The organism is Micromonospora sp. WMMD737, assembly GCF_049179055.1.
GTDB lineage: Bacteria > Actinomycetota > Actinomycetes > Mycobacteriales > Micromonosporaceae > Micromonospora > Micromonospora reichwaldensis.
Map to the genome: position 1 here is coordinate 5,062,100 of NZ_JBMHMH010000001.1, position 19,975 is coordinate 5,082,074.

The following is a 19,975-nucleotide window of genomic DNA, read 5'->3' on the forward strand; positions in this document are numbered from 1 at the left end:
CGGAGTGCCGGGCATGAGTGAGCGTCAGCGAGCGAGTCATCGGCACGGTGCGGTGGTGCCTCATGTCGGCACGCAGCGAAGCGGAGTGCCGGGCATGAGTGAGCGTCAGCGAGCGAGTCATCGGCACGGTGCGGTGGTGCCTCATGTCGGCACGCAGCGAAGCGGAGTGCCGGCATGAGCGACGACCGCCGAGAGCCCTCCGCCGGGGAAGACGACGACCGGACCCGCCCGCTGCCTCCGTCGGGCGATCCCTCGGCCGGGCCGGAACCCGATCGTACGCAGCCGCTGCCCCGCCCCGACCGGAGCGCCCCGGACGCCGGCGACGCCACCCGACCGGTGCCCGGCGACACCGCGCCGCTGGACCGTACGGCCGCCGTGCCGCCGGAGCGGTCCGGGCCGGCGGCGTGGTCCGGCCGGGCGGAGGTGCGGCCCGGCGGTCCGGCCGACCAGCCGGAGGCCGAGTGGTACGCCGAGGAGCAGGACTCGCGGCGCTGGTGGCTGCCGATCCTTTGGGGTGTGATCGTGCTGCTGCTGCTCGGCCTGCTCGGCGCCGGGCTGTGGCTGGCCCTCCAGTCGGCGGACGACGATCCGAGCGGGCCGGAGCCGTCGCCCTCGCCGTCGGTGACCCGGGCGTCGCCGACCACCGCCGCGCCGACCTCGGCGGCCCCCACCAGCTCGTCGCCCTCGGCGTCCCCGACGCCCTCGGAGCCGGCCGAACTGCCGATGCCGCCGGTGGTGAACCTGCCGCTGGAGACGGCGCAGGCCATCCTGGACGACGTCGGGCTGGACCACCGGGTCGAGTACGAGACGTCGGACCGTCCGGCCGGCACGGTGATCCGCACCGAACCGGCGGCGGGGGAGCTGGTGCCGGCGGACGAGGAGGTCACGCTGGTGGTGGCTCGCGAGGCCGCCTCGCCGACCGGCGAGGTCACGCCGTCGGTCGAACCGACCGCCACCCGGTGAGCCGCCGGCCAGCGCCGCCGCGTCACCACATGCGTCGTCTCGTTCCGACCATGCCGAGCCCGGCCAGTGAGATGGCCAGTCCGAAGATGCCGGACCAGAAGAGGGAACGGCGGACGTCGTCGGGCGCGGGGCGGGCGGCGTGTGCCGCACCGTCCGGGGAGCCCGTGGGAACCCCGGCCCCGGCGGTGGGTCCGGAGTCGCCGGCGGCGCCGAGCGCGTCCGCCTCGTCCGGCCCGGTCAGGGCGTACGGGGGGTCGAGGGCGTCCGGCACGTCGTCGTAGGACGGGTCCTCGTCCACCACGGTGATCTCCGGTGCCGGGACCGGGGTGGTCAGCCGCGTGGTGGACGAGAGGGCGGGATCGCGGACCACGACCACCAGTGTGGTGGCGGCGCCGATCAGTGCCAGTAGTCCGAAGGCGTAGGCGATACGGGAGCGGTGGTGCCGCCGCGCGGCGGGCTGATTGACCATGGCCATCCCAGGTTCGGGGTCCTGGACGCGCGGGGTGGAAACGTGCCGGGGTGGGCGTACCTCATCCTATGGCGACGGCACGCCCCTCGGCTGCCGATCGCGCAGGTCAGCTCACCCGGACCGGGGTGCGGGCGGTGGGCCGGCGCGGCGCGCGCACGGTGTGCGGACGCGGCTCGGGAGCCGAGCGCAGGTGGCGCAGCCCCTCCCGCTGGACGAAGATCGACCGCCGGCTGATCGCGTCCCCCGATGCGTTCAACTCGTAGCCTTCGAGCCAGATCCAGCCGTCGTAGGTCGGCCAGTCCAGCACCCGGATGACCCGGAACATGATGGGTCTGAGGAACTGGACACTCGCCGCGCGAGTCACGTGCAGTACGTCACCGGAGCGGGGAAGCACATGGGCTCCTGGGAAGGGTAGGCCGGCCGGCGGGCCGGCGGTGGGGGGTCGGGGGACGTCGATGGCCCGGGCGGGGTCGTGCCTCGTGGACCTGTGCTGCGGGCGGTGGTGGTCGGGCCGTATCCGCTGGTGGCGAACCGCCACCCGACCAACACTCGGCTACTCCGGGTACCGCTCCCGCCGCCGCAGCCAACTGGCGTGCAGCGGCGAGGTCATCAACCCGGGGCAGGTCTGGTTGTCGACTTACGGGCGCTCCCACCGACGCGCGTCCCGCGGTCCGTGGGGTCACCACGGCGAGGAAGCGGACGAAGACGGTGAGTAACCCGTGCCATACGGACAGAGTGCATCAGCGAAGTGCTTCATGCAAGTTGCACGTCGACTTTTGCCGATACGTGAGCGGCTCGTGCAAAGCAGCGCTTGAAGCCATTCACGTATGCCCGGCACACTGGGAGCGGTTTCGCCCGTCGCGGCCGGCCGATGACCGGCACCACCCCACGCCGCGAACGACGCCCGCCGTACGACGGTCGCGCCCCTGGCGGGTGACGACAGTGGCGCACGGCGAGGCGGAGGTGGACCGGGTGAGGCCTGACAGGCGGTGGTTCCGACCAGCGGGCGGGGTCGTGTCGTGAGCGAGCGGCGCAGCCCCACCATCCGGCGGCGTCGCCTCGGCGCCGAACTGCGCCGGCAGCGGGAGACGGCCGGCATCACCATCGAGGCGGTCGCCGAGCAGTTGGAGTGCTCGGCGTCGAAGGTCTCGCGGATCGAGACCGGCCACACCACGGCGACGCCCCGCGACGTGCGGGACATGCTGCGGATCTACGGCGTGGTGGGTGCCGAGAGCGACGAGCTGGTGCAGATCGCCCGCGAGGCGCGGCAGAAGGGCTGGTGGCACCCCTACAGCACGGTGCTGGTCGGCGCGTACGTCGGGCTGGAGGCGGCGGCCGGTTCGATCCGGGCGTACGAGCAGCAGGTGGTGCCCGGGCTGCTGGAAACCGAGGACTACGCGGGCGCGATGATCCGGGCCGCCCGGCCCGACTTCACTCCCGAACAGGTGCGGCAACGGGTGCGTGTCCGTCTGGGCCGTCAGTCGTTGTTGACGCAGGATGATCCGGTCGATCTGTGGGTGGTGCTCGATGAAGCGGTGGTGAGCCGTCCGGTGGGCGGGGACGAGGTAATGCGTGACCAGCTCAAACACCTGGTCGAGGTGGCGGAACTGCCGAACGTGACGCTCCAGATCCTGCCTTTCACGGTGGGGGCGCACGCCGGCATGGACGGCACCTTCACGATCCTCAGCTTCCCTGAGCCCGGTGATCCGGATGTCGTGTACGCGGAGAATGCCACGGGTGGGCTCTTCCTGGAGAAGAGTGACGAACTGCAGAAGTACAGCTTCATCTTCGATCACATCCGAGCGGCGGCCATACGTCCTGAGGAGTCCATCGCACACATCGCGAAACTGGCAGAGGAGCCGATGTGGAAATGGCGACCAACGGGTTCCCCGTGGACCTGACGCAGGCGACGTGGTTCAAGAGCTCGAAGAGCGGGCCGAACTGCGACAACTGCGTGGAGGTGGCGTACGTGACGGGGGCGGTCGGCGTGCGGGACTCGAAGGACAAGACGGGCCCGGCCCTGGTCTTCTCCCCGGGTGGCTGGCACGCCTTCGTCGCCGGCGCCAGGGGCGGTGTGTTCGACAAGGGCTGACGGGACCGGAACGTGACGCGATGCCCCCGCCCGGCAGTGCAGCCGGGCGGGGGCATCGTCGTGCCCGCGTCCGGACCGGCCTCGAAGTCGTCCCGCCGTCGGCGTCGCCACATCGGGTCCCGTGTCGTTGTACCCCTCGGCACGGCGGTGGTCGACGAGCCGCCGCCGGGATCGGCAACCGAGCGAGGCAGGCGAGACGGATGACGACGATCGGTTCGGACAACCTCACCAACGGGCCGGGCAAGCCGGAACGGTTCGGGGGCAAGTACCGGGGGGCGCGGCGGGACACCGTCCTCACCGAGGTGGTGTCGACCGACACCGAGATGGGTGGCCGGGAGAGCCCGGCCGCGCCGCCGGAGCAGCCCGGTCCGCCGCTCTCCCTGCCCTCGCTGGACCCCAACCCGCTGACCGAGCCGTCGTTCCCGCCCGGCAACTGGTCGGTGGAGCCGCCCGAGTCGCTTGTCGACCATCCGCTGCTGCGCGGGCTGCTGATGGAGCTGCCGCCGAAGGGCAGCGTCCCGCCGCCCGGCTGGCTCGACCGCTGGTTCGAGGCGACCCGGGCGATCCTGGAACTGCTATACGTGCAGGGCCCCGGCCGCTCGCGGTGACGCGGGCCGTACCGGCACGGCCCGCTCGACGAGCCGGCTGTGCCGCAGGGCGTGGCGTACGCCGATGGCGGCGACGCCCAGCACGCCCAGGGTGACCGCCGGCCCGGCCACACCGGGTCCGGAGAGCAGGTCCGGGGCGCTCGCCACCGCCACCGCAGGCAGGATCGCCAGCCCGGTGACCTGCACCGGGAGCCCGATCAGTGGGTGCGCGGCGGAGGCCCGCAGGCCGTGCGGCGCCGGGGTGCCCGGGGCCGACGAGAGCGCGCCCGCGCCCGCCCGCAGCCGGCGTACCCGGCGCACCGTGCAGGCCGCGACCACGAGCGCGGGGGCGGCGGCGAGGGTGAGGCCGGCGGCCGCCCGGTCCGCGGGGGTCGCGCCGGCGCTGGAGAGCCCCGCGCCGAGCACGGCGGCCGTCAGGCCCAGGCCGGTCAGCGTCAGGGCGAGCACCCATCCGGTACGCCGGCGCAGGGCCCGGGCGTGGTCCAGCCGGGGCAGCCCGTCCGCGAGCCAGCCGGCGACGAGCCAGACGGCGGCCAGCGACAGCAGCACGGTCAGGTGAATCTCCATGACCGACAGCCTTGCCCGTTTTCGACGACCGTGAATCCGGGCAGGTCCCCGGTTCGTCCCGCAGCCGCCGCCCCTAGGGGGTCATCCCTCCGGTGGTATGGGGAAGTCGACATGTTTGAATTCCTGTTTGCGCCCCCCTACCCTCAGCTTGATCGGCATTCATCGATTCACTCGTCTCGAACAGTTGGACGGTCGGTGCCGGTCGGAGGGAGTAGAAGATGGGTCTTCCACGCAGGTCCGTACTCGTCGGGGTGGCCGCGCTGGCCATGGTGGCCACCGCCACGCCCGCCATGGCCGCCGAACCGGTGGGCACGATCCGCGCCGCTGGCGGCGCCACCGCCGTGGCCGACAGCTACATCGTCGTCTTCAAGGACAGCTCGGTCGCCCGCAGCAGCGTCGGTGACACCGCGCAGCGGCTGGTCGGCCGGCACGGCGGCGCGGTCGCCCGCACCTACGGCGCCGCCCTGCGCGGCTTCGAGGTCCGGGTCGACGCCAGGGCCGCCGCCCGCATCGCCGCGGACCCCGCCGTGGCGTACGTCGAGCAGAACCACACGGTCTCCATCGCCGGCACCCAGACCAACCCGACGTGGGGCCTGGACCGGATCGACCAGCGCGCACTGCCGCTGGACAGCTCCTACACGTACCCGAACACGGCGAGCAACGTGCACGCCTACATCATCGACACCGGCATCCGGTTCAGCCACAGCGACTTCGGCGGCCGGGCGGTCTCCGGCTACGACGCCGTCGACGGCGGCTCGGCCGACGACTGCAACGGGCACGGCACGCACGTCGCCGGCACCGTCGGCGGTTCGGCGTACGGCGTGGCCAAGGGCGTCCAGTTGGTCGGCGTACGCGTGCTGAACTGCCAGGGCAGCGGCACGAACGCCGGCGTCATCGGCGGCGTCGACTGGGTGACCGCCAACGCGGTCAAGCCGGCCGTGGCCAACATGAGCCTCGGCGGCGGCGCGAACGCCTCGCTCGACACCGCCGTGCGCAACTCCATCAACTCCGGCGTGAGCTACGGCCTGGCGGCGGGCAACGACTCCGGCGGCAACGCCTGCAACACCTCGCCCGCCCGGACCGCCGAGGGCATCACCGTCGGCTCGACGACCAACACCGACGCCCGGTCGTCGTTCTCCAACATCGGCACCTGCCTGGACATCTTCGCGCCCGGCTCGTCGATCACCTCGGCGTGGCACACCGGCGACACCGCGACCAACACGATCAGCGGCACCTCGATGGCGACGCCGCACGTCGTCGGCGCGGCGGCCCTGGTGGCCAGCGCCAACCCGGCCTGGACGCCGCAGCAGGTCCGCGACTACCTGGTGAACAACGCCACCAGCAACGTGGTGACCAACCCGGGCACCGGCTCGCCGAACAAGCTGCTCTACGTCGTCAACGGCGACACCCCGCCGCCGACCAACGACTTCTCCGTCTCGGTCTCGCCGACGTCCGGCTCGACCGCGCCGGGTGGCTCGGTGACCGCCACGGTCGCCACCGCCACCACCAACGGCTCCGCCCAGTCGGTGAGCCTCTCGGCGAGCGGGCTGCCGTCCGGGGCGACCGCCTCGTTCAGCCCGGCCACCGTCACCTCGGGTGGTTCGTCGGCGCTGACCATCAGCACCTCGGCGAGCACGCCGGCCGGCACCTACTCCGTGACCGTGACGGGCACCGCGGCCTCGGGCAGCAGGACCGCCACCTACTCGCTGACGGTCACCGGCACCGGCGGCGGCTGCTCCGGCACCAACGGCACCGACCTCGCGATCCCGGACACGAACGTCGCGGTGAGCAGCTCGATCGTGATCGCCGGCTGCGCCCGCAACGCCTCGTCGGCCTCCACCGTCGCGGTGAACATCGTGCACACCTACCGCGGTGACGTCGTCATCGACCTGGTCGCGCCGGACGGCTCGGCCTACCGGCTGAAGAACAGCAGCTTCTTCGACGGCGCGGACAACATCAACGCCACCTACACGGCGAACCTGTCGAGCGAGGCGGCGAACGGCACCTGGCAGCTGCGGGTGCGCGACGTCTACTCGGGCGACACCGGCTACCTGAACACCTGGACCCTCACCCTCTGATTTGAGGTGTAAGGAAGGGCCCCTTCCGATTGCGTATGCGATAGGAAGGGGCCCTTCCTTGTACTCGCGGGCCCCAGCCGACGTTCGGCCGGGGCCCGCGCTGGCGCGCGGTACCCACTCGTCATGATCTCTGCACGATCGGCCAAGGTTTCCGCACGGGATCGCAGGCTAGAGTGCGGCACCGATGTCAATTGACCGGAGAGAAAATGACACATAAGCCCGGGGTCTGGTCTCGCGTCGCGGCAGGTGCGGCCGTACTGGCAACCGTCGCGACAATTGGTGCCCCGACCGCCGCCCATGCCGCAGATCCGCTGCCTGACCTGTCTGTCTCGTTCGACCGTGACCCGGTTGCCGAGATCGACAACAGCGGCACCTACGTCGGCATGTACGTCTACAACTACGGCGGTGCGACCGCCACCGCGGTGACCGTGACGCTGGACCTGAGCAAGGTCGCGGACTCGGTCACCGTCTCGGTGCCGGACTGGACCGACTCCTGCAAGCTCGCCGATGCCAAGGTGACTTGTGCCATCGGGGTTCTTCAGGCCGGCCAGGTCACGCACCTGAGCCCGCTGTCGCTGGCCAGCCGCCAAGGTGCCTCCCCCGGCGACGCGGGATCGGTCACCGTCACCATCGCCGGCGCAGAGGACGACATGTCCCCGGGCGACAACACCACGTCGTTCCCGGTCACGGTGAGCCCGTCCGGTCCCGACCTGGTCGCCGCCGCGCGGAATCTGAACGGCAGGGACAATCCGGTCGGCCCCGGCGATGTCGTCCCGCTGCACGGACGCGTCGCGAACGAGGGCGACACGGCCGCGAGCGACTTCACGCTCAGGGTCATCGTCCCCACCGGGGCCACGTTCGTCGAGCGGTACAGCGACTGCACCTACACGGACTTCTATCCGAAGGACACCGGGCAGCCCTACGTCTACGGGCCGGGCGAGGTCAGCTGCGCCGTGCCACTGACCCTGGAACCCGGGCACGACCTGCTGCTGTTCGACTACGCGACAGGAAAGTCGCTGTTCAACATCACCTTCGGCCGAAACCTGCCGGGGCCGCTGGAGCACCACGGTCTCGTCGAGGTGGCCCTTGCCGAAGAGGCGCGAGGGGCGAAGAAGGCCGCCCGTACCGAAGGAACCGGCCCGTCGTTCGCGGAGGCCGTGCGCAAGCAGCAGGCGAAGGCCGCGAAGGGCGACGTCGGCACGCGACGGGAACTCGACGAATCGGACAACACTGCGGACTTCGCGTTCTGGAGCAAGGGAAACACCCTTGACCTCGCGGTCACGGCCCCGGCCGTCAAGGGCGCCGTCGGGCAGACCGTCGACCTCACGTACGAGGTCGTCAACAACGGCCCGTCCGATGGTGGCGGCCCGTCAGTGGTCATCACCGCGCCGACCGGGACCGTGCTGCTGCCGGCCGAGTGGTGCTACACCGACGGCACCGAACACGAGTCGCTGCCGGAGTCGGCGAAGCTGCGCTGCAACTTCGAGAGCGAGTTCCCGGCTGTCGCCTCCGGCTACGGCAGGATCACGGCAACCGTTCAACTGAAGATCAAGTCAGAGCCGGGCACCGACGGCACGATCCACGCCCGCAGTGTCGTCGTCGGGTCCAACGAGTCCTATCCGCCGAACAACACCGCCCGGATCGTCATCACCACGGACAGCGGCGGTTCCGGTGGCGGCCTGCCGGTCACCGGCGCACCGGCCGGGCTTCTCGCGGGTGCGGGTGCTGCGGTGCTCGCGCTCGGGGCGGTGCTGATCGTGCTGTTCCGTCGTCGCCGACTGGTGTTGCAGCTGCCGCGGGACTGACCCCGCATCCGCACAAGGGCAGGTGGTGGGCCTCAAGCTCAAGCCCACCACCTGCCTGGTGGTGCGTGTTCAGCTACGCCCGCGCGAAGGGACAGGCGGAGCCGGATCGGATCTTGCTTCCACGGCCACCGCGTTCTCAGACCGAGAAGCTGGCCGGGCGCTCCGTGGCCGGGGCGGGCGGCTTCGCCTTCCACAGCCCCGTCTTCTGGCCGGCGAGCCGGGTCAGGTAGGCCGGGTTGAGGATCACGTAGCGCTTCCAGAGCCGCTTGGGCTCCAGGCCGAGGCGCCAGAACCACTCCAGGCCCGCCCGCTGCATCCACGGCGGGGGCTGGCGCAGCAGGCCGGCGTGGTAGTCGAAGGCCGCCCCGACCGCCATCAGCGGCATGTCCAGCAGCGGTCGCATGGCGTACGTGAAGACCTCCTGGCGCGGGCAGCCCAGCCCGACCAGCACGAGCCGGGCCCCACTGGACCGGATCCGGTCGGCGATCTCCACGTCCTCGCCCGGCTGCACCGCCCGGAACTTGGACGGCTCCACCCCGGCGATCTTCAGCGCCGGGAACATCCGCTCCAGCGCCGGGATCAGCCGGGCCAGGGTCTCCTCGGTCGACCCGTAGAGGTAGACCGGCAGCCCTTCGTCGGCGAAGCGGGCGAGCACGTGCAGGGTCAGGTTCGGGCCGTAGACCCGGTCGGTCAGCCCCGCGCCGTGCAGCAGGTTGAGCGCCCAGCGCACCGGCTGGCCGTCGGGGGTGACCACGTCGAAGGAGTTCAGCCGGGCGTTGTGCGCCGGGTCGAGCACCCCGGTCATCACGCCGTGCACGGCCAGCGCCGTCAGCGCCAGCGGTCGGCGCTCCTGCGCCGCCGCCACCACCTGCTCGGTCGCCTCGGCGTAGTCGGTGGCGTCGACCAGGACCCCGAGGACGTTCCGCTTGCCCCTGCCGGTCATGCGCCCGGCACCCACTTGTCCACGTTGGCCTCGTAGATCTCGCGCATGATCATGGGCACGTCGTAGACCTGCTTCCACTCGGGGTAGTCGGCCTGGAAGGCCTCGTTCGAGCCGATCCACCACTTGTGGTCGCCGATCCGGTTGGCCTCGACGTACTCGGTGACCATCTCCTGGCCGGTGATCTGCTCGGCGAGCGCGAACGCCTCGCGGTTGGAGGTGTTCGAGTGCCGGCCGCCGCCGAGGTTGTAGACGGCCGCCGAGCGCGGGTTGCGGAAGAACGCCTCGAACGCGCTGACCACGTCCGAGCTGTGGATGGCGTCGCGGACCTGCTTGCCCTGGTAGCCGAAGATCTTGTAGGTGCGGCGCTCCATGTTGGCGCGCATCACGTAGCCGAGGAAGCCGTGCAGCTCCGTCGCGGAGTGCGCCGGGCCGGTCAGCGTCCCGCCCCGGAAGCAGGCGGTCCGCATGTCGAAGTAGCGGCCGTACTCCTGCACCATGACGTCGGCCGCCACCTTGGAGGCGCCGAAGATCGAGTGCAGGCAGGCGTCGATGGACATGTCCTCGCGGATGCCCTGCTCGTACGCGTGCCCCGGCTCGATCTCCCAGCGGGTCTCCAGCTCGACCAGGGGCAGGCTGTTCGGCCGGTCCCCGTAGACCTTGTTGGTGGAGCAGTGGATGAGCGGCGCCTCGACGCAGTGCTCGCGCACGTTCTGCAGGACGTTGAGCGTGCCGGCGGCGTTCACGTCGAAGTCGGTGAACGGGTCGCGCACCGCCCAGTCGTGCGACGGCTGGGCGGCGGTGTGGATCACCACGGCGACGTCGGTGCCGTACCGCTTGAACAGCTTGGCCAGCGCGGCCCGGTCGCGGATGTCGATGCTGTGGTGCGAGTACGCGGACCCCAGCTCGTCGGTCAGCCGGCGGACGTTCCACGCGGTGGACGCCTCCGCGCCGAAGAACTCCTGCCGCATGTCGTTGTCGATGCCGACGACCTCGAGACCGAGGCCGGCGAAGTGCCGGACCGCCTCGGAGCCGATCAGACCGCCCGACCCGGTCACGAACGCGACACTCACACGCCACTCCTGGTCCATCGGAGGCAGAAACCATCGGAGCATAGCGTGACGTACGGCACGCCCCGATACGGCGCGAGGGCCCCGCATCGCTGCGGAGCCCTCGCGTATTGGTGGGGAAGGGGGGAGTTGAACCCCCACGCCCTTTCGGGCACACGGACCTGAACCGTGCGCGTCTGCCATTCCGCCACTTCCCCGTGGCTTGACCTCGAACACTGTAGTCTGTGCCGGACCTGCTGTCTCCAGCGGGCCCCGGACATCCTAGCCGGTCCGTGGTCGTTGCGACGATCGGTTACCGTCCGAGGAGCGGTTACCGTTCGTGGCGGACGAAAGAGTAGCACGGCATTATCGGCCCGTCCGAACGGGCCGCCGTCAGACGGCCGAGCGGCGTGTGAGCTGCGCGCGCGCCGGCCGGATACCATCATGTCCTCGGGACCCGAGGAGGAGCCGGTGAGCGTGCTGCAACGCTTCGAGAAGCGTCTGGAAGGCCTGGTCGAGGGGGCCTTCGCCAAGGTCTTCAAAGGGGTGGTCCACCCCGTGGAGATCCTCAACGCCATGCAGCGGGAGGCCGAGGCGCACAAGGCGATCCTGGCCGGTGGGCGCACGTTGGTGCCCAACCGCTACGTGATCGATCTCTCGCCCTACGACCACAGTCGTCTGGCGCCGTACGCCGCCGCGCTGGCCCAGGAGCTGGCCCAGTCGCAGGCGGAGTTCATCGGCGAGCAGGCCTGGACGGTCTACGGCGACGTGATCGTCGAGATCGAACGCGGCGAGGGGCTGGACACCGGGATGTTCCGGGTCACCGCCGAGGTCTACACCGGCGGCGAGGTCGCCCCGGTCTCGGCGCCCGGCTACGACGCGGGCCCGCCCGCCTACCCGGCCTACGACCAGGGCGGCGGCTACGGTCCTCCGCCCGGCCACGGCGGCGGCCGCAACGTGCGGCTGGTCTCCGGCGACGGGCGCACCTACCCCCTCCAGATGGGCTCGACCGTGATCGGCCGCGGCGACCAGGCCAACCTGCGCCTGCCCGACGTCGGGATCTCGCGACGACACGCCCGGCTGGACTTCGACGGTGGTCAGGTCGTGCTGACCGACCTGGGGTCGACCAACGGCACCATGGTCAACGGCCAGCGGGTCTCCGCCGTCGCGCTCAATCCCGGCGACATGATCCAGCTCGGCACCACGACGCTGACCTTCCGCGTGGACGGCTGACCCGCCTTGCCGGAGCTCGTCATCACCGTCGCCCGGTTCGGGTTTCTCATCCTGCTGTGGATCTTCGTGTTCACGGTGGTCGGCGTGATCCGCCGGGACCTGTTCGCGGGCGCCCGGTCGGGCCGGCTGGTGGCCGCCCCCCGGGCCGTCGGCGCCTCGCTCGGGCAGGCGGCGAAACCGACGAAGGCGAAGCGGGGCAGGGCGGCCCACCAGCTCGTGGTAACCGCCGGTCAACTTGCCGGGACCCGGATCACCCTCGGCGAAGCGCAGATCACCATCGGCCGGGCGGAGGATTCGACCCTCGTCATCACCGACGACTACGCCTCGGCGCGGCACGCCCGTCTGGTGCCGCGCGACGGCCAGTGGTTCGTCGAGGACCTCGGCTCGACTAACGGCACGTACCTGGATCGCGCTAAGGTCACCGGACCAACCCCCGTCCCCCTCGGCGTGCCGATCCGGATCGGCCGCACTTCTCTCGAATTACGGCCATGACTCTGACCCTGCGCTATGCGGCCCACAGCGACCGCGGTCTGATCCGAGACGGTAACCAGGATTCCGTCTACGCCGGGCCGCGGCTTCTCGCCGTCGCCGACGGCATGGGCGGCATGGCCGCCGGTGACGTCGCCAGCAACATCGTCATCGGTGCCATGGCGCCGCTCGACGAGGACGTCCCAGGTGACGCCCTCGTCGATGCGTTGCGTTCGGCCGTGGGCACCGCCAACCAGCAGCTCCGCGACACCGTGGACGCCAACCCCCAGCTGGAGGGGATGGGCACCACGCTCACCGCGACCCTCTTCTCCGGCAGCAAGCTGGGCATGGTCCACATCGGTGACTCGCGGGCCTATCTCCTGCGCAACGGTGAGTTCGCGCAGATCACCAAGGACGACACGTACGTCCAGATGCTCGTCGACGAGGGCCGGATCAGCGCCGAGGAGGCGAGCAGCCACCCCCAGCGTTCGCTGCTCACCCGGGCGCTCGACGGCCGCGACATCGACCCGGAATACAGCGTCCGTCAGGTGCTCCCCGGCGACCGCTACCTGATCTGCAGCGACGGCCTCTCGGGTGTGGTCAGCGCCGACACCATCGGCGAGACGATGCGCGAGTACACCGACCCGCAGCAGTGCGTGGAGCGGCTGGTGCAGCTCGCCCTGCGCGGCGGCGGACCGGACAACATCACGGTGATCATCGCCGACGCCACCGACCAGGACATCGTCGAGGCGAGCCCGATCGTCGGCGGCGCCGCCGCCCGGGACCGGGGCATGGCGACCTCCGCCGACGTGTCCACGCCGGCCGCCCGCGCCTCCGCCCTCTCCGCGCCGCGCCCGCCCGTTCCGGAGGAACCGATGGCCGGCGCCGACGACGAGTCGGAGCGCCCGAGGCGTCGGCCGGTGCGGGCCGCCGCGATCTCGGTGGCGTTGCTGGTCCTCGTCGGCGGCGCGGTCTTCGGCGGCTGGAGCTACACCCAGCGGCAGTACTACGTCGGCGCGACCGAGAACGGCCAGGTCGCGGTCTTCCGGGGCATCCAGGGCGAGATCGCCGGGATGAACCTGTCGACCGTGCACTCCAAGAGCCCGGCGGACCTGGAGGACCTGACGCTGGCCGCCCAGGAGCAGGTCAAGCAGGGCATCCCGGCCAAGAGCGAGCCCGACGCCGAGCGTCGACTGGCCGAGCTGACCAGCGACGACCCGATGAACCCGAACCTGAAGCCCATCTGCCCGCCGAGCCCGAGTCCGAGCGCCGCGGCCGTCACCACCGTCCCGACGCCGACCTCCGTCCCGGTGTCGCCCGCTCCGACCGTCAGCGCGAGTGCGAGCGCCCCGGTCAGCGGCCGGCCGAGCACGCCGGCCGCGCCGACCACCACGCCCGACGCCCCGCCCTCCGACACCGACTCGCCGGCGCTCGACCCCGCCGCGTGCCGGTCGCCGGAGTAGGCGCGGCTCGATCCGAGGACGTTCCGTGACCGCAGCGGCCATTCCGGCATCCTCGCCCGCCACCACGGGCGAGCAGCCCGGCGTACGCCTGGCCCGGTCCCGGCGCAACGCCGAGCTGTCGTTGCTGCTGGTCGCCATGGTGCTGGTGGCCGCGTACGGGGCGATGGTCGAGGCGAAGGTGCTCGACACGGTCACGGCCGACTTCTGGATGCCGGCCGCGGCGCTCACCGCCGTGTTCCTCGGCCTGCACCTGGTGATCCGGTTCCTGGCACCCTTCGCCGACCCGGCCCTGCTGCCGGCGGTCGCCCTGCTCAACGGGCTCGGGGTGGGCTTCCTGCGCCGCCTCGACCTGGGCGGCGCGGCACCCGCCGAGCGGGAGGACCTGGCCATCTTCGCCGGCACGGGCGGCCGGCAGCTCGCCTGGACGCTCGCCTCGGTCGTCCTCGCCGCCGGCCTGCTCGCGCTCATGCGCGATCACCGCTCGGTGTCCCGCTACGCGTACACGCTGGGGCTGGCCGGCATCGTGCTGGTCATGATCCCGGCCGTGCTGCCCAGCCGGTTCTCCGAGATCAACGGCGCGAAGCTGTGGGTCCGGGTCGGGGGCTTCTCCATCCAGCCCGGCGAGTTCGCCAAGCTGGCCCTGCTGGTCTTCTTCGCCTACTACCTGGTGCGCAAGCGCGAGGTGCTGTCGCTGGCGAGCCGCCGGTTCCTCGGCATCGACTTCCCCCGCGGGCGGGACCTGGGCCCGGTGGTCGCGGTCTGGCTGGTCAGCGTCCTGGTCCTCGTCTTCGAGAAGGACCTGGGCACCTCGCTGCTCTACTTCGGCATGTTCGTGGTGACGCTCTACATCGCCACGGAGCGGGTCAGTTGGCTGCTCATCGGTCTGGTGCTCTTCTTCGGCGGCGTCTACCTGGCGTACGTGCTCGGCGACGTGGTCGGCGGGCCGTTCGCCAACTTCTACCTGCGCGCGCAGATCTGGCTGGACCCGTTCGCCGACCCCTACAACGACGGCTACCAGCTCGTGCAGGGCCTGCTCGCGCTCGGCACGGGCGGCCTGTTCGGCGCGGGTCCCGGTGGCGGCCAGCCCGGCCTGCTGCCCGAGGTGCAGAACGACTTCATCTTCGCGGGCATCGGCGAGGAGATCGGCCTCTTCGGCCTCTCCGCCCTGCTCGTGGTCTACCTGCTGATCGTCGAGCGGGGGCTGCGCGCGGCGCTTGCGGTGCGGGACTCGTTCGGCAAGCTGCTGGCCGGCGGCCTGGCCTTCACCCTCGGCCTCCAGGTCTTCGTGATCGTCGGCGGGATCAGCAAGCTCATCCCGCTGACCGGTCAGACCACCCCGTTCCTCTCCGCCGGCGGTTCCTCGCTGATGGCGAACTGGCTGCTCATCGCGGCCCTGCTCCGGATCTCCGACGGCGCCCGCCGGCCCGTCACCGGCGCCGGCGGCAAGGCGGCCCGACCGTCCGGCGGTCCGCCGGAGCAGCTGCACGGTGCCCCCACGGAGGTGATCAGGCCGTGAACGCACCCCTGCGCCGCGTCGGCGTCGTCGTCATGGTCCTCTTCGGCCTGCTCTTCGCGAACCTGAACTGGATCCAGGCATACAAGGCCGACGAGTACCGCACCAGCGACTACAACGGTCGGGTCCAGGTCGCCGAGTACGAGCGCCGGCGCGGCAACATCGAGGCCGGCGGCACCGCCTTCGCGCTCAGCAAGGAGACCGACGGCGAGCTGAAGTTCCAGCGCGCCTACCCGGGCGGGGCGAGGTACGCCCACATCCTCGGCTACAAGCCGGTCAACCTCGCCGAGACCGGCATCGAGAAGTTCGAGAACGACTTCCTGGCCGGCACCAGCGACGCGCTGATCGCCAACCGGGTCAAGGACATGTTCACCGGTGACCAGTCCGGCGGCGGCAACGTCCTGCTGACGGTCTCCAAGGGCGCCCAGAACACCGCGTTCGAGCAGTTGCGGAACAACCGGGTCGACGCCGCCAAGGGCGCGGCGATCGCCGTCGACCCGCGTACGGGGGCGGTGCAGGCGCTGGTCTCGATGCCCAGCTTCGACCCCAACCCGCTGGTCAGCCACAGCACCAACGAGGCCACGGCCGCGTACAACAAGCTGGAGCAGGACCCGGCGGGCCCGCTGAAGAACCGGGCCCTCGGCGAGGTGCTGCCCCCGGGCTCCACCTTCAAGATCGTGGTGGCCGCCGCGGCGCTGGAGAGCGGCGTCGGTCAGCAGACGAGGATCCCGGCCGGGGCCAGCTGGACCCCGCCGACCTCGGGCACGCCGATCCGCAACGCGGCCCCGTCGATCTGCCCCGAGGACGAGGTCACCCTGATCAACGCGGTGACCGAGTCGTGCAACACGGGCTTCGCGCAGATGGGCGTCCGGCTCGGCGCCGACAAGATCAAGGAGAAGGCCCGGCAGTTCGGCTTCGAGCAGGAGGACCTCACCGTCGGCCAGCTCAACGAGGCCGGCCACCCGGTGGCGGCGAGCCGGACGGGCGACATGCAGAACCCGGACGGCAGCACCGACCCGGCCGCGCTGGCGCAGTCCTCGATCGGCCAGAACAACGTGCGGATGACCCCCCTCCAGGGCGCCCTGATCGCCGCGTCCGTCGCCAACGGCGGCAGCCAGATGCGGCCGTACCTGGTCCGCCAGCTGCTCGCCCCGGACCGCACCACCAGCTACTACACCGCGAAGCCCAGGGAGCTGCGGCAGCCGGTCAGCGGTCAGGTCGCCAAGGACCTGCGGGACATGATGGTCAGCGTGGTCGAGAACGGCTCCGGCACGAACGCGCAGCTCAGGGGCTACACGGTCGGCGGCAAGACCGGCACCGCCCAGTCGGCGCCCGATCGGCCCGACCACGGCTGGTTCATCGGCTTCGCCCTGGACAAGAACGGCACGCCGGTCTCGGCGGTCTGCGTGATGCTGGAGCAGGCCGGCCCGGGCGGCAGCGCCGAGGCGGCCCGGATCGCCGGGCAGATCATGCGCGCCGCCATCGCCGACCCGGGGGGCCGCTGACATGCTGAGCCCCGGGGTGCAGCTCGGCAACCGTTACCGCCTGGACGAGCGGATCGCCAGCGGTGGCATGGGTGACGTCTGGCGCGGCACCGACCAGGTGCTCGGCCGTACGGTCGCGGTCAAGAGCCTGCTCCCCGCGCTGCTCGACGATCCCGACTTCGCCGAGCGCTTCCGGGGCGAGGCCCGCACCATGGCCACGATCAACCACCCGGGCGTGGTCGACGTCTACGACTTCGGCAACGACCAGCAGATCGCCTTCCTGGTCATGGAGTACGTCGAGGGCGACGCCCTGTCCGCCACCCTGGCCCGGGTCGGCCGGCTCACCCCGGCCCGCACGATGGCGCTCGTCGCCCAGGCCGCCGACGCGCTGCACGCGGCGCACGTGAAGGGCATCGTGCACCGGGACGTGAAGCCCGGAAACCTGCTGGTCCGGCCCAACGGCACCCTGGTGCTCACCGACTTCGGCATCGCCCGGTCGGAGCTGGTCGCCCAGCTCACCGCAGCCGGTTCGGTGCTCGGCACCGCCTCGTACATCTCCCCGGAGCAGGCCACCGGCGGGGTCGCCACGCCCGCGTCCGACGTCTACGCGCTCGGTGTGGTGGCCTACCAGTGCCTCGCCGGCCGACGCCCCTTCGAGGGTGACAATCCCCTCGACATCGCCATGCGGCACGTGCGGGAGACGCCCCGTCCGCTGCCGGCGGACATTCCGCCGCAGGTCCGGGCGGTGGTCGAGCGGGCCCTGGCGAAGGACCCGGCGGCACGCTGGCCGAGCGCCGCCACGCTGGCCGGGGTCGCCCGTCAGCTCAAGGCCCAGCTCTCCCAGCAGGCCCGGGCGGCAGGTCAGCCCATCTCCGCCGCCCCGGCGTCGCCGGCCGGCCCGCCCGGCCGCGCCCAGGTGCCGCCGCCGCGCCCGCCGGTGTCGCCGCCGCACCGGCCGCCGAACGTCGCCGCGCAGCCGCCGCGTCCGCCCATGGCGGCGCACCGGCCCCCCGTGGCGAACACCCGGCCGCCCGCCGCGCCGCACCGCCCCACCTCGGTCGCGCCCGCCGCGCCCGTCCAGCACCCGCAGATGGCGCCGACGGGCTACCCGCGCGGCGCGGCGCCAGTGCCGCAGGCCCGACCGATGTCGTACGCGGGACACGCCGTCCCGCCGGCGCACCAGCCGGGTGGGCAGCGGTCCCGGCCCGGGATGGTGTTCCTCGCCATCCTCGTGGCCGTGCTGGTCCTCGTCTGCTCCGGCGTGATTTCCTACAGCCTGCGGGAAAACACGAAGTCGAGCGCGGGCACTCCGCCGACGGTGACGTCCGGCGCGCTGTGGCCCGACGGACGCGACGATCCGACCGGAACGTCGTACCGTCGACAGGAACTGCCCCGGTCGGGCAGCGACGAGACGACGAGCGAAGGACGACAGACGCGATGACAGCGCAGGCCCGCCTGCTCGGTGGCAGGTACCAGGTCGGCGAGCTGCTCGGCTACGGCGGCATGGCCGAGGTGCACCGCGGTCGCGATCTCCGGCTCGGTCGGGACGTCGCGATCAAGATGCTCCGGACCGACCTCGCCCGGGACGCCACCTTCCAGATGCGGTTCCGCCGGGAGGCGCAGAACGCGGCGTCCCTCAACCACCCGGCGATCGTCGCCGTCTACGACACCGGCGAGGAGACCGCGCCGACCGGCGAGACGCTGCCGTTCATCGTGATGGAGTTCGTCAACGGGCGGACCCTCAAGGAGGTGCTGGGCGTCGAGGGGCGGCTCCAGCCGCGCCGGGCGCTGGAGATCTGCGCCGACATGTGCGCGGCCCTGGAGTTCAGCCACCGGCACGGCATCATCCACCGCGACATCAAGCCCGGCAACGTGATGCTCACCCAGACCGGCCAGGTCAAGGTGATGGACTTCGGCATCGCGCGGGCGCTGGCCAGCGGCGCCACCACCATGACCCAGACGAGCGCGGTCATCGGTACGGCGCAGTACCTCTCGCCCGAGCAGGCGCGGGGCGAGGCGGTCGACGCCCGCTCCGACGTCTACGCCGCCGGCTGCGTGCTCTTCGAGCTGGTCTGCGGGCATCCCCCGTTCGTCGGCGACAGCCCGGTCAGCGTGGCGTACCAGCACGTGCGGGAGACGCCCCCGACGCCGAGCGACATCAACCCGGACGTGAACCCCGCGGTCGACGCGATCGTGCTCAAGGCACTGTCGAAGAACCCCCTCAACCGCTACCAGAGCGCCGGCGAGATGCGGGCCGACCTGCTCCGCGCGGCCGCCGGCCGCCCGGTGATGGCGACCCCGGTGCTGCCGCAGGAGGAGACGACGCAGCTCGCCCCGGCCGCCGCCGGCTACGCGGGCGCCCCCGGCGCCCCGCAGACCCGGCAGATGCCGGCCCGGGTCGGCGACCCGCGCCGGCGCAAGGCGTCCTCCTGGCTGATCGCGACGTTCGCGGCGGTGGGCGTCCTCGCGGTGATCGCCCTCGCCGCCGCCCTGCTGAGCCAGCGCGACGGCGACGACCGGGCCACGGTCCCCACGGTGACCGGCCTGACCCAGCAGGAGGCGTTCGCCCGGATCGAGCAGGCCAACCTGGTGCCCAAGGAGGGCGACCAGGTCTTCGGCACCTGCCAGAAGGGCCAGGTCGTCAACCAGGACCCGCCTGCCAACTCACTCCTGGAGGCGAACCGCGATGTCGTCGTCCGGGTCTGCGGCGGCGTGGAGATGAAGGCCATCCCGACGGACCTCGTCGGCTCCACCTTCGAGGGCGCGAAGAACCGGCTGGAGGCGGCCGGCTTCAAGGTGGACAAGAAGGAGAAGGACGACGCCGAGAAGGCGGGCATCGTCCTCGCGGTGTCGCCCGATGAGGGCAAGCAGGTCGCCGCGAAGAGCACGGTCACCCTCACCGTCTCCAGGGGCAACGTCGGCAAGGTGCCCAACGTGGTCGGCTCCAGCGAGGACGACGCCGAGGAGGAGTTGGACGAGGCGGGCTACCGGGTCGACGTCAAGCGGGGCCGCGAGGTGCCGCCGGAGGAGGCCGGCCAGGTGACGTCGCAGACCCCGCCGGCCGGGAGCAACCTCGCCAGGGGCAAGACCGTGACGATCGTGGTCACCGTGCCGCAGGCCGAGCCGACGCCCACCGATTCGGCGAGCCCGACGCCCAGCGCCACGCCGACCACCCCCGGTGACGGCGGCGGCGGGGGCTTCCCGCTGCCGACCACCCCGCCGATCCGCCTGCCCGAGCGCTGA

Annotated in this window: 18 protein-coding genes and 1 tRNA gene; 13 read left to right on the top strand and 6 right to left on the bottom strand. The window is 71.8% G+C overall.

All coding sequences use genetic code 11. The features are described 5' to 3' along the window. Nucleotides 1-174 precede the first annotated feature (174 nt). On the top strand, nt 175-963 hold the full coding sequence (locus ACN27A_RS22275; protein ID WP_421456581.1) for a PASTA domain-containing protein: 789 nt from the start codon (nt 175-177) through the stop codon (nt 961-963). 22 nt (nt 964-985) lie between these two features. On the opposite strand, the gene ACN27A_RS22280 is transcribed toward ACN27A_RS22275, so the two are convergent. Together ACN27A_RS22280 and ACN27A_RS22285 are read right to left on the bottom strand one after the other, a co-directional pair. Next, nucleotides 986-1,438, bottom strand: a complete 453-nt coding sequence (locus ACN27A_RS22280) for a hypothetical protein (protein WP_421456583.1) — start codon at nt 1,436-1,438, stop codon at nt 986-988. A gap of 100 nt (nt 1,439-1,538) precedes the next feature. Next, nucleotides 1,539-1,826 carry a hypothetical protein gene (locus ACN27A_RS22285; protein WP_421456585.1) on the bottom strand — a complete coding sequence of 96 codons (288 nt, stop codon included), beginning with the start codon at nt 1,824-1,826 and terminating at the stop codon, nt 1,539-1,541. Between the two features lie 625 nt (nt 1,827-2,451). Between ACN27A_RS22285 and ACN27A_RS22290 the strand changes: the two genes are divergently transcribed. From ACN27A_RS22290 to ACN27A_RS22300, 3 genes are all read left to right on the top strand, one after another. Then, the gene (locus tag ACN27A_RS22290; RefSeq protein ID WP_132235359.1) at nt 2,452-3,333 is read left to right on the top strand and encodes a helix-turn-helix domain-containing protein; all 882 of its coding nucleotides are present in this window, start codon (nt 2,452-2,454) and stop codon (nt 3,331-3,333) included. Continuing rightward, nucleotides 3,303-3,524 (top strand): DUF397 domain-containing protein, encoded by a 222-nt coding sequence (locus tag ACN27A_RS22295; protein ID WP_132235357.1) that lies wholly within the window; start codon nt 3,303-3,305, stop codon nt 3,522-3,524. The genes ACN27A_RS22290 and ACN27A_RS22295 overlap by 31 nt, the downstream gene beginning before the upstream one ends. 200 nt (nt 3,525-3,724) lie before the next feature. Further along, nucleotides 3,725-4,132, top strand: coding sequence for a hypothetical protein (locus tag ACN27A_RS22300; RefSeq protein ID WP_311410018.1), 408 nt, complete (start codon nt 3,725-3,727; stop codon nt 4,130-4,132). Here ACN27A_RS22300 and ACN27A_RS22305 read toward each other — a convergent pair. Further along, complete coding sequence (locus ACN27A_RS22305) at nt 4,100-4,699, bottom strand: hypothetical protein (protein ID WP_421456588.1); 600 nt, start codon at nt 4,697-4,699, stop codon at nt 4,100-4,102. The genes ACN27A_RS22300 and ACN27A_RS22305 overlap by 33 nt on opposite strands. 218 nt (nt 4,700-4,917) lie before the next feature. Between ACN27A_RS22305 and ACN27A_RS22310 the strand changes: the two genes are divergently transcribed. Continuing rightward, nucleotides 4,918-6,777 carry a S8 family peptidase gene (locus ACN27A_RS22310; protein WP_421456590.1) on the top strand — a complete coding sequence of 620 codons (1,860 nt, stop codon included), beginning with the start codon at nt 4,918-4,920 and terminating at the stop codon, nt 6,775-6,777. A 206-nt stretch (nt 6,778-6,983) separates the two neighbouring features. Further along, the gene (locus ACN27A_RS22315; RefSeq protein WP_421456592.1) at nt 6,984-8,582 is read left to right on the top strand and encodes a peptidase; all 1,599 of its coding nucleotides are present in this window, start codon (nt 6,984-6,986) and stop codon (nt 8,580-8,582) included. 136 nt (nt 8,583-8,718) lie between these two features. Here ACN27A_RS22315 and ACN27A_RS22320 read toward each other — a convergent pair whose 3' ends face one another. The 3 genes from ACN27A_RS22320 to ACN27A_RS22330 all read right to left on the bottom strand — a co-directional run bounded on the left by ACN27A_RS22320 (nt 8,719) and on the right by ACN27A_RS22330 (nt 10,789). Then, complete coding sequence (locus tag ACN27A_RS22320) at nt 8,719-9,525, bottom strand: WecB/TagA/CpsF family glycosyltransferase (protein WP_311410021.1); 807 nt, start codon at nt 9,523-9,525, stop codon at nt 8,719-8,721. Next, complete coding sequence (locus ACN27A_RS22325) at nt 9,522-10,637, bottom strand: NAD-dependent epimerase/dehydratase family protein (RefSeq protein WP_421456594.1); 1,116 nt, start codon at nt 10,635-10,637, stop codon at nt 9,522-9,524. Before ACN27A_RS22325 ends, ACN27A_RS22320 begins: the two co-directional genes overlap by 4 nt. A 66-nt stretch (nt 10,638-10,703) precedes the next feature. Further along, nucleotides 10,704-10,789 (bottom strand) — tRNA-Leu (locus ACN27A_RS22330). A 226-nt stretch (nt 10,790-11,015) separates the two neighbouring features. On the opposite strand from ACN27A_RS22330, the gene ACN27A_RS22335 reads away from it, so the two are divergent. From ACN27A_RS22335 to pknB, 7 genes are read left to right on the top strand one after another with little or no spacing between them, the layout of a single operon-like run. Beyond that, nucleotides 11,016-11,804 carry an FhaA domain-containing protein gene (locus ACN27A_RS22335; RefSeq protein WP_088996759.1) on the top strand — a complete coding sequence of 263 codons (789 nt, stop codon included), beginning with the start codon at nt 11,016-11,018 and terminating at the stop codon, nt 11,802-11,804. 6 nt (nt 11,805-11,810) lie between these two features. Beyond that, nucleotides 11,811-12,296, top strand: a complete 486-nt coding sequence (locus ACN27A_RS22340; RefSeq protein ID WP_121397334.1) for an FHA domain-containing protein FhaB/FipA — start codon at nt 11,811-11,813, stop codon at nt 12,294-12,296. After that, complete coding sequence (locus ACN27A_RS22345; RefSeq protein ID WP_421456597.1) at nt 12,293-13,735, top strand: BofC C-terminal domain-containing protein; 1,443 nt, start codon at nt 12,293-12,295, stop codon at nt 13,733-13,735. Before ACN27A_RS22340 ends, ACN27A_RS22345 begins: the two co-directional genes overlap by 4 nt. A gap of 25 nt (nt 13,736-13,760) precedes the next feature. Beyond that, nucleotides 13,761-15,251: an FtsW/RodA/SpoVE family cell cycle protein gene (locus tag ACN27A_RS22350; protein WP_421456599.1), complete on the top strand. Its 1,491-nt coding sequence runs from the start codon at nt 13,761-13,763 to the stop codon at nt 15,249-15,251. Further along, nucleotides 15,248-16,753 carry a peptidoglycan D,D-transpeptidase FtsI family protein gene (locus ACN27A_RS22355; protein WP_421456601.1) on the top strand — a complete coding sequence of 502 codons (1,506 nt, stop codon included), beginning with the start codon at nt 15,248-15,250 and terminating at the stop codon, nt 16,751-16,753. Before ACN27A_RS22350 ends, ACN27A_RS22355 begins: the two co-directional genes overlap by 4 nt. Before the next feature lies 1 nt (nt 16,754). Beyond that, nucleotides 16,755-18,173 (top strand): protein kinase domain-containing protein, encoded by a 1,419-nt coding sequence (locus ACN27A_RS22360; RefSeq protein WP_421456603.1) that lies wholly within the window; start codon nt 16,755-16,757, stop codon nt 18,171-18,173. Then, nucleotides 18,170-19,975 carry a Stk1 family PASTA domain-containing Ser/Thr kinase gene (gene pknB / locus ACN27A_RS22365; RefSeq protein WP_421456605.1) on the top strand — a complete coding sequence of 602 codons (1,806 nt, stop codon included), beginning with the start codon at nt 18,170-18,172 and terminating at the stop codon, nt 19,973-19,975. Before ACN27A_RS22360 ends, pknB begins: the two co-directional genes overlap by 4 nt.

Bases quoted from the DNA above. Each gene is read 5' to 3' on its own strand.
- ACN27A_RS22275 (WP_421456581.1), top strand. From the start codon at position 175: ATGAGCGACGACCGCCGAGAGCCCTCCGCCGGGGAAGACGACGACCGG.
- ACN27A_RS22280 (WP_421456583.1), bottom strand. From the start codon at position 1,438: ATGGCCATGGTCAATCAGCCCGCCGCGCGGCGGCACCACCGCTCCCGT.
- ACN27A_RS22295 (WP_132235357.1), top strand. From the start codon at position 3,303: ATGGCGACCAACGGGTTCCCCGTGGACCTGACGCAGGCGACGTGGTTC.
- ACN27A_RS22300 (WP_311410018.1), top strand. From the start codon at position 3,725: ATGACGACGATCGGTTCGGACAACCTCACCAACGGGCCGGGCAAGCCG.
- ACN27A_RS22305 (WP_421456588.1), bottom strand. From the start codon at position 4,699: ATGGAGATTCACCTGACCGTGCTGCTGTCGCTGGCCGCCGTCTGGCTC.
- ACN27A_RS22310 (WP_421456590.1), top strand. From the start codon at position 4,918: ATGGGTCTTCCACGCAGGTCCGTACTCGTCGGGGTGGCCGCGCTGGCC.
- ACN27A_RS22315 (WP_421456592.1), top strand. From the start codon at position 6,984: ATGACACATAAGCCCGGGGTCTGGTCTCGCGTCGCGGCAGGTGCGGCC.
- ACN27A_RS22320 (WP_311410021.1), bottom strand. From the start codon at position 9,525: ATGACCGGCAGGGGCAAGCGGAACGTCCTCGGGGTCCTGGTCGACGCC.
- ACN27A_RS22325 (WP_421456594.1), bottom strand. From the start codon at position 10,637: ATGCTCCGATGGTTTCTGCCTCCGATGGACCAGGAGTGGCGTGTGAGT.
- ACN27A_RS22335 (WP_088996759.1), top strand. From the start codon at position 11,016: ATGTCCTCGGGACCCGAGGAGGAGCCGGTGAGCGTGCTGCAACGCTTC.
- ACN27A_RS22345 (WP_421456597.1), top strand. From the start codon at position 12,293: ATGACTCTGACCCTGCGCTATGCGGCCCACAGCGACCGCGGTCTGATC.
- ACN27A_RS22360 (WP_421456603.1), top strand. From the start codon at position 16,755: ATGCTGAGCCCCGGGGTGCAGCTCGGCAACCGTTACCGCCTGGACGAG.
- pknB (WP_421456605.1), top strand. From the start codon at position 18,170: ATGACAGCGCAGGCCCGCCTGCTCGGTGGCAGGTACCAGGTCGGCGAG.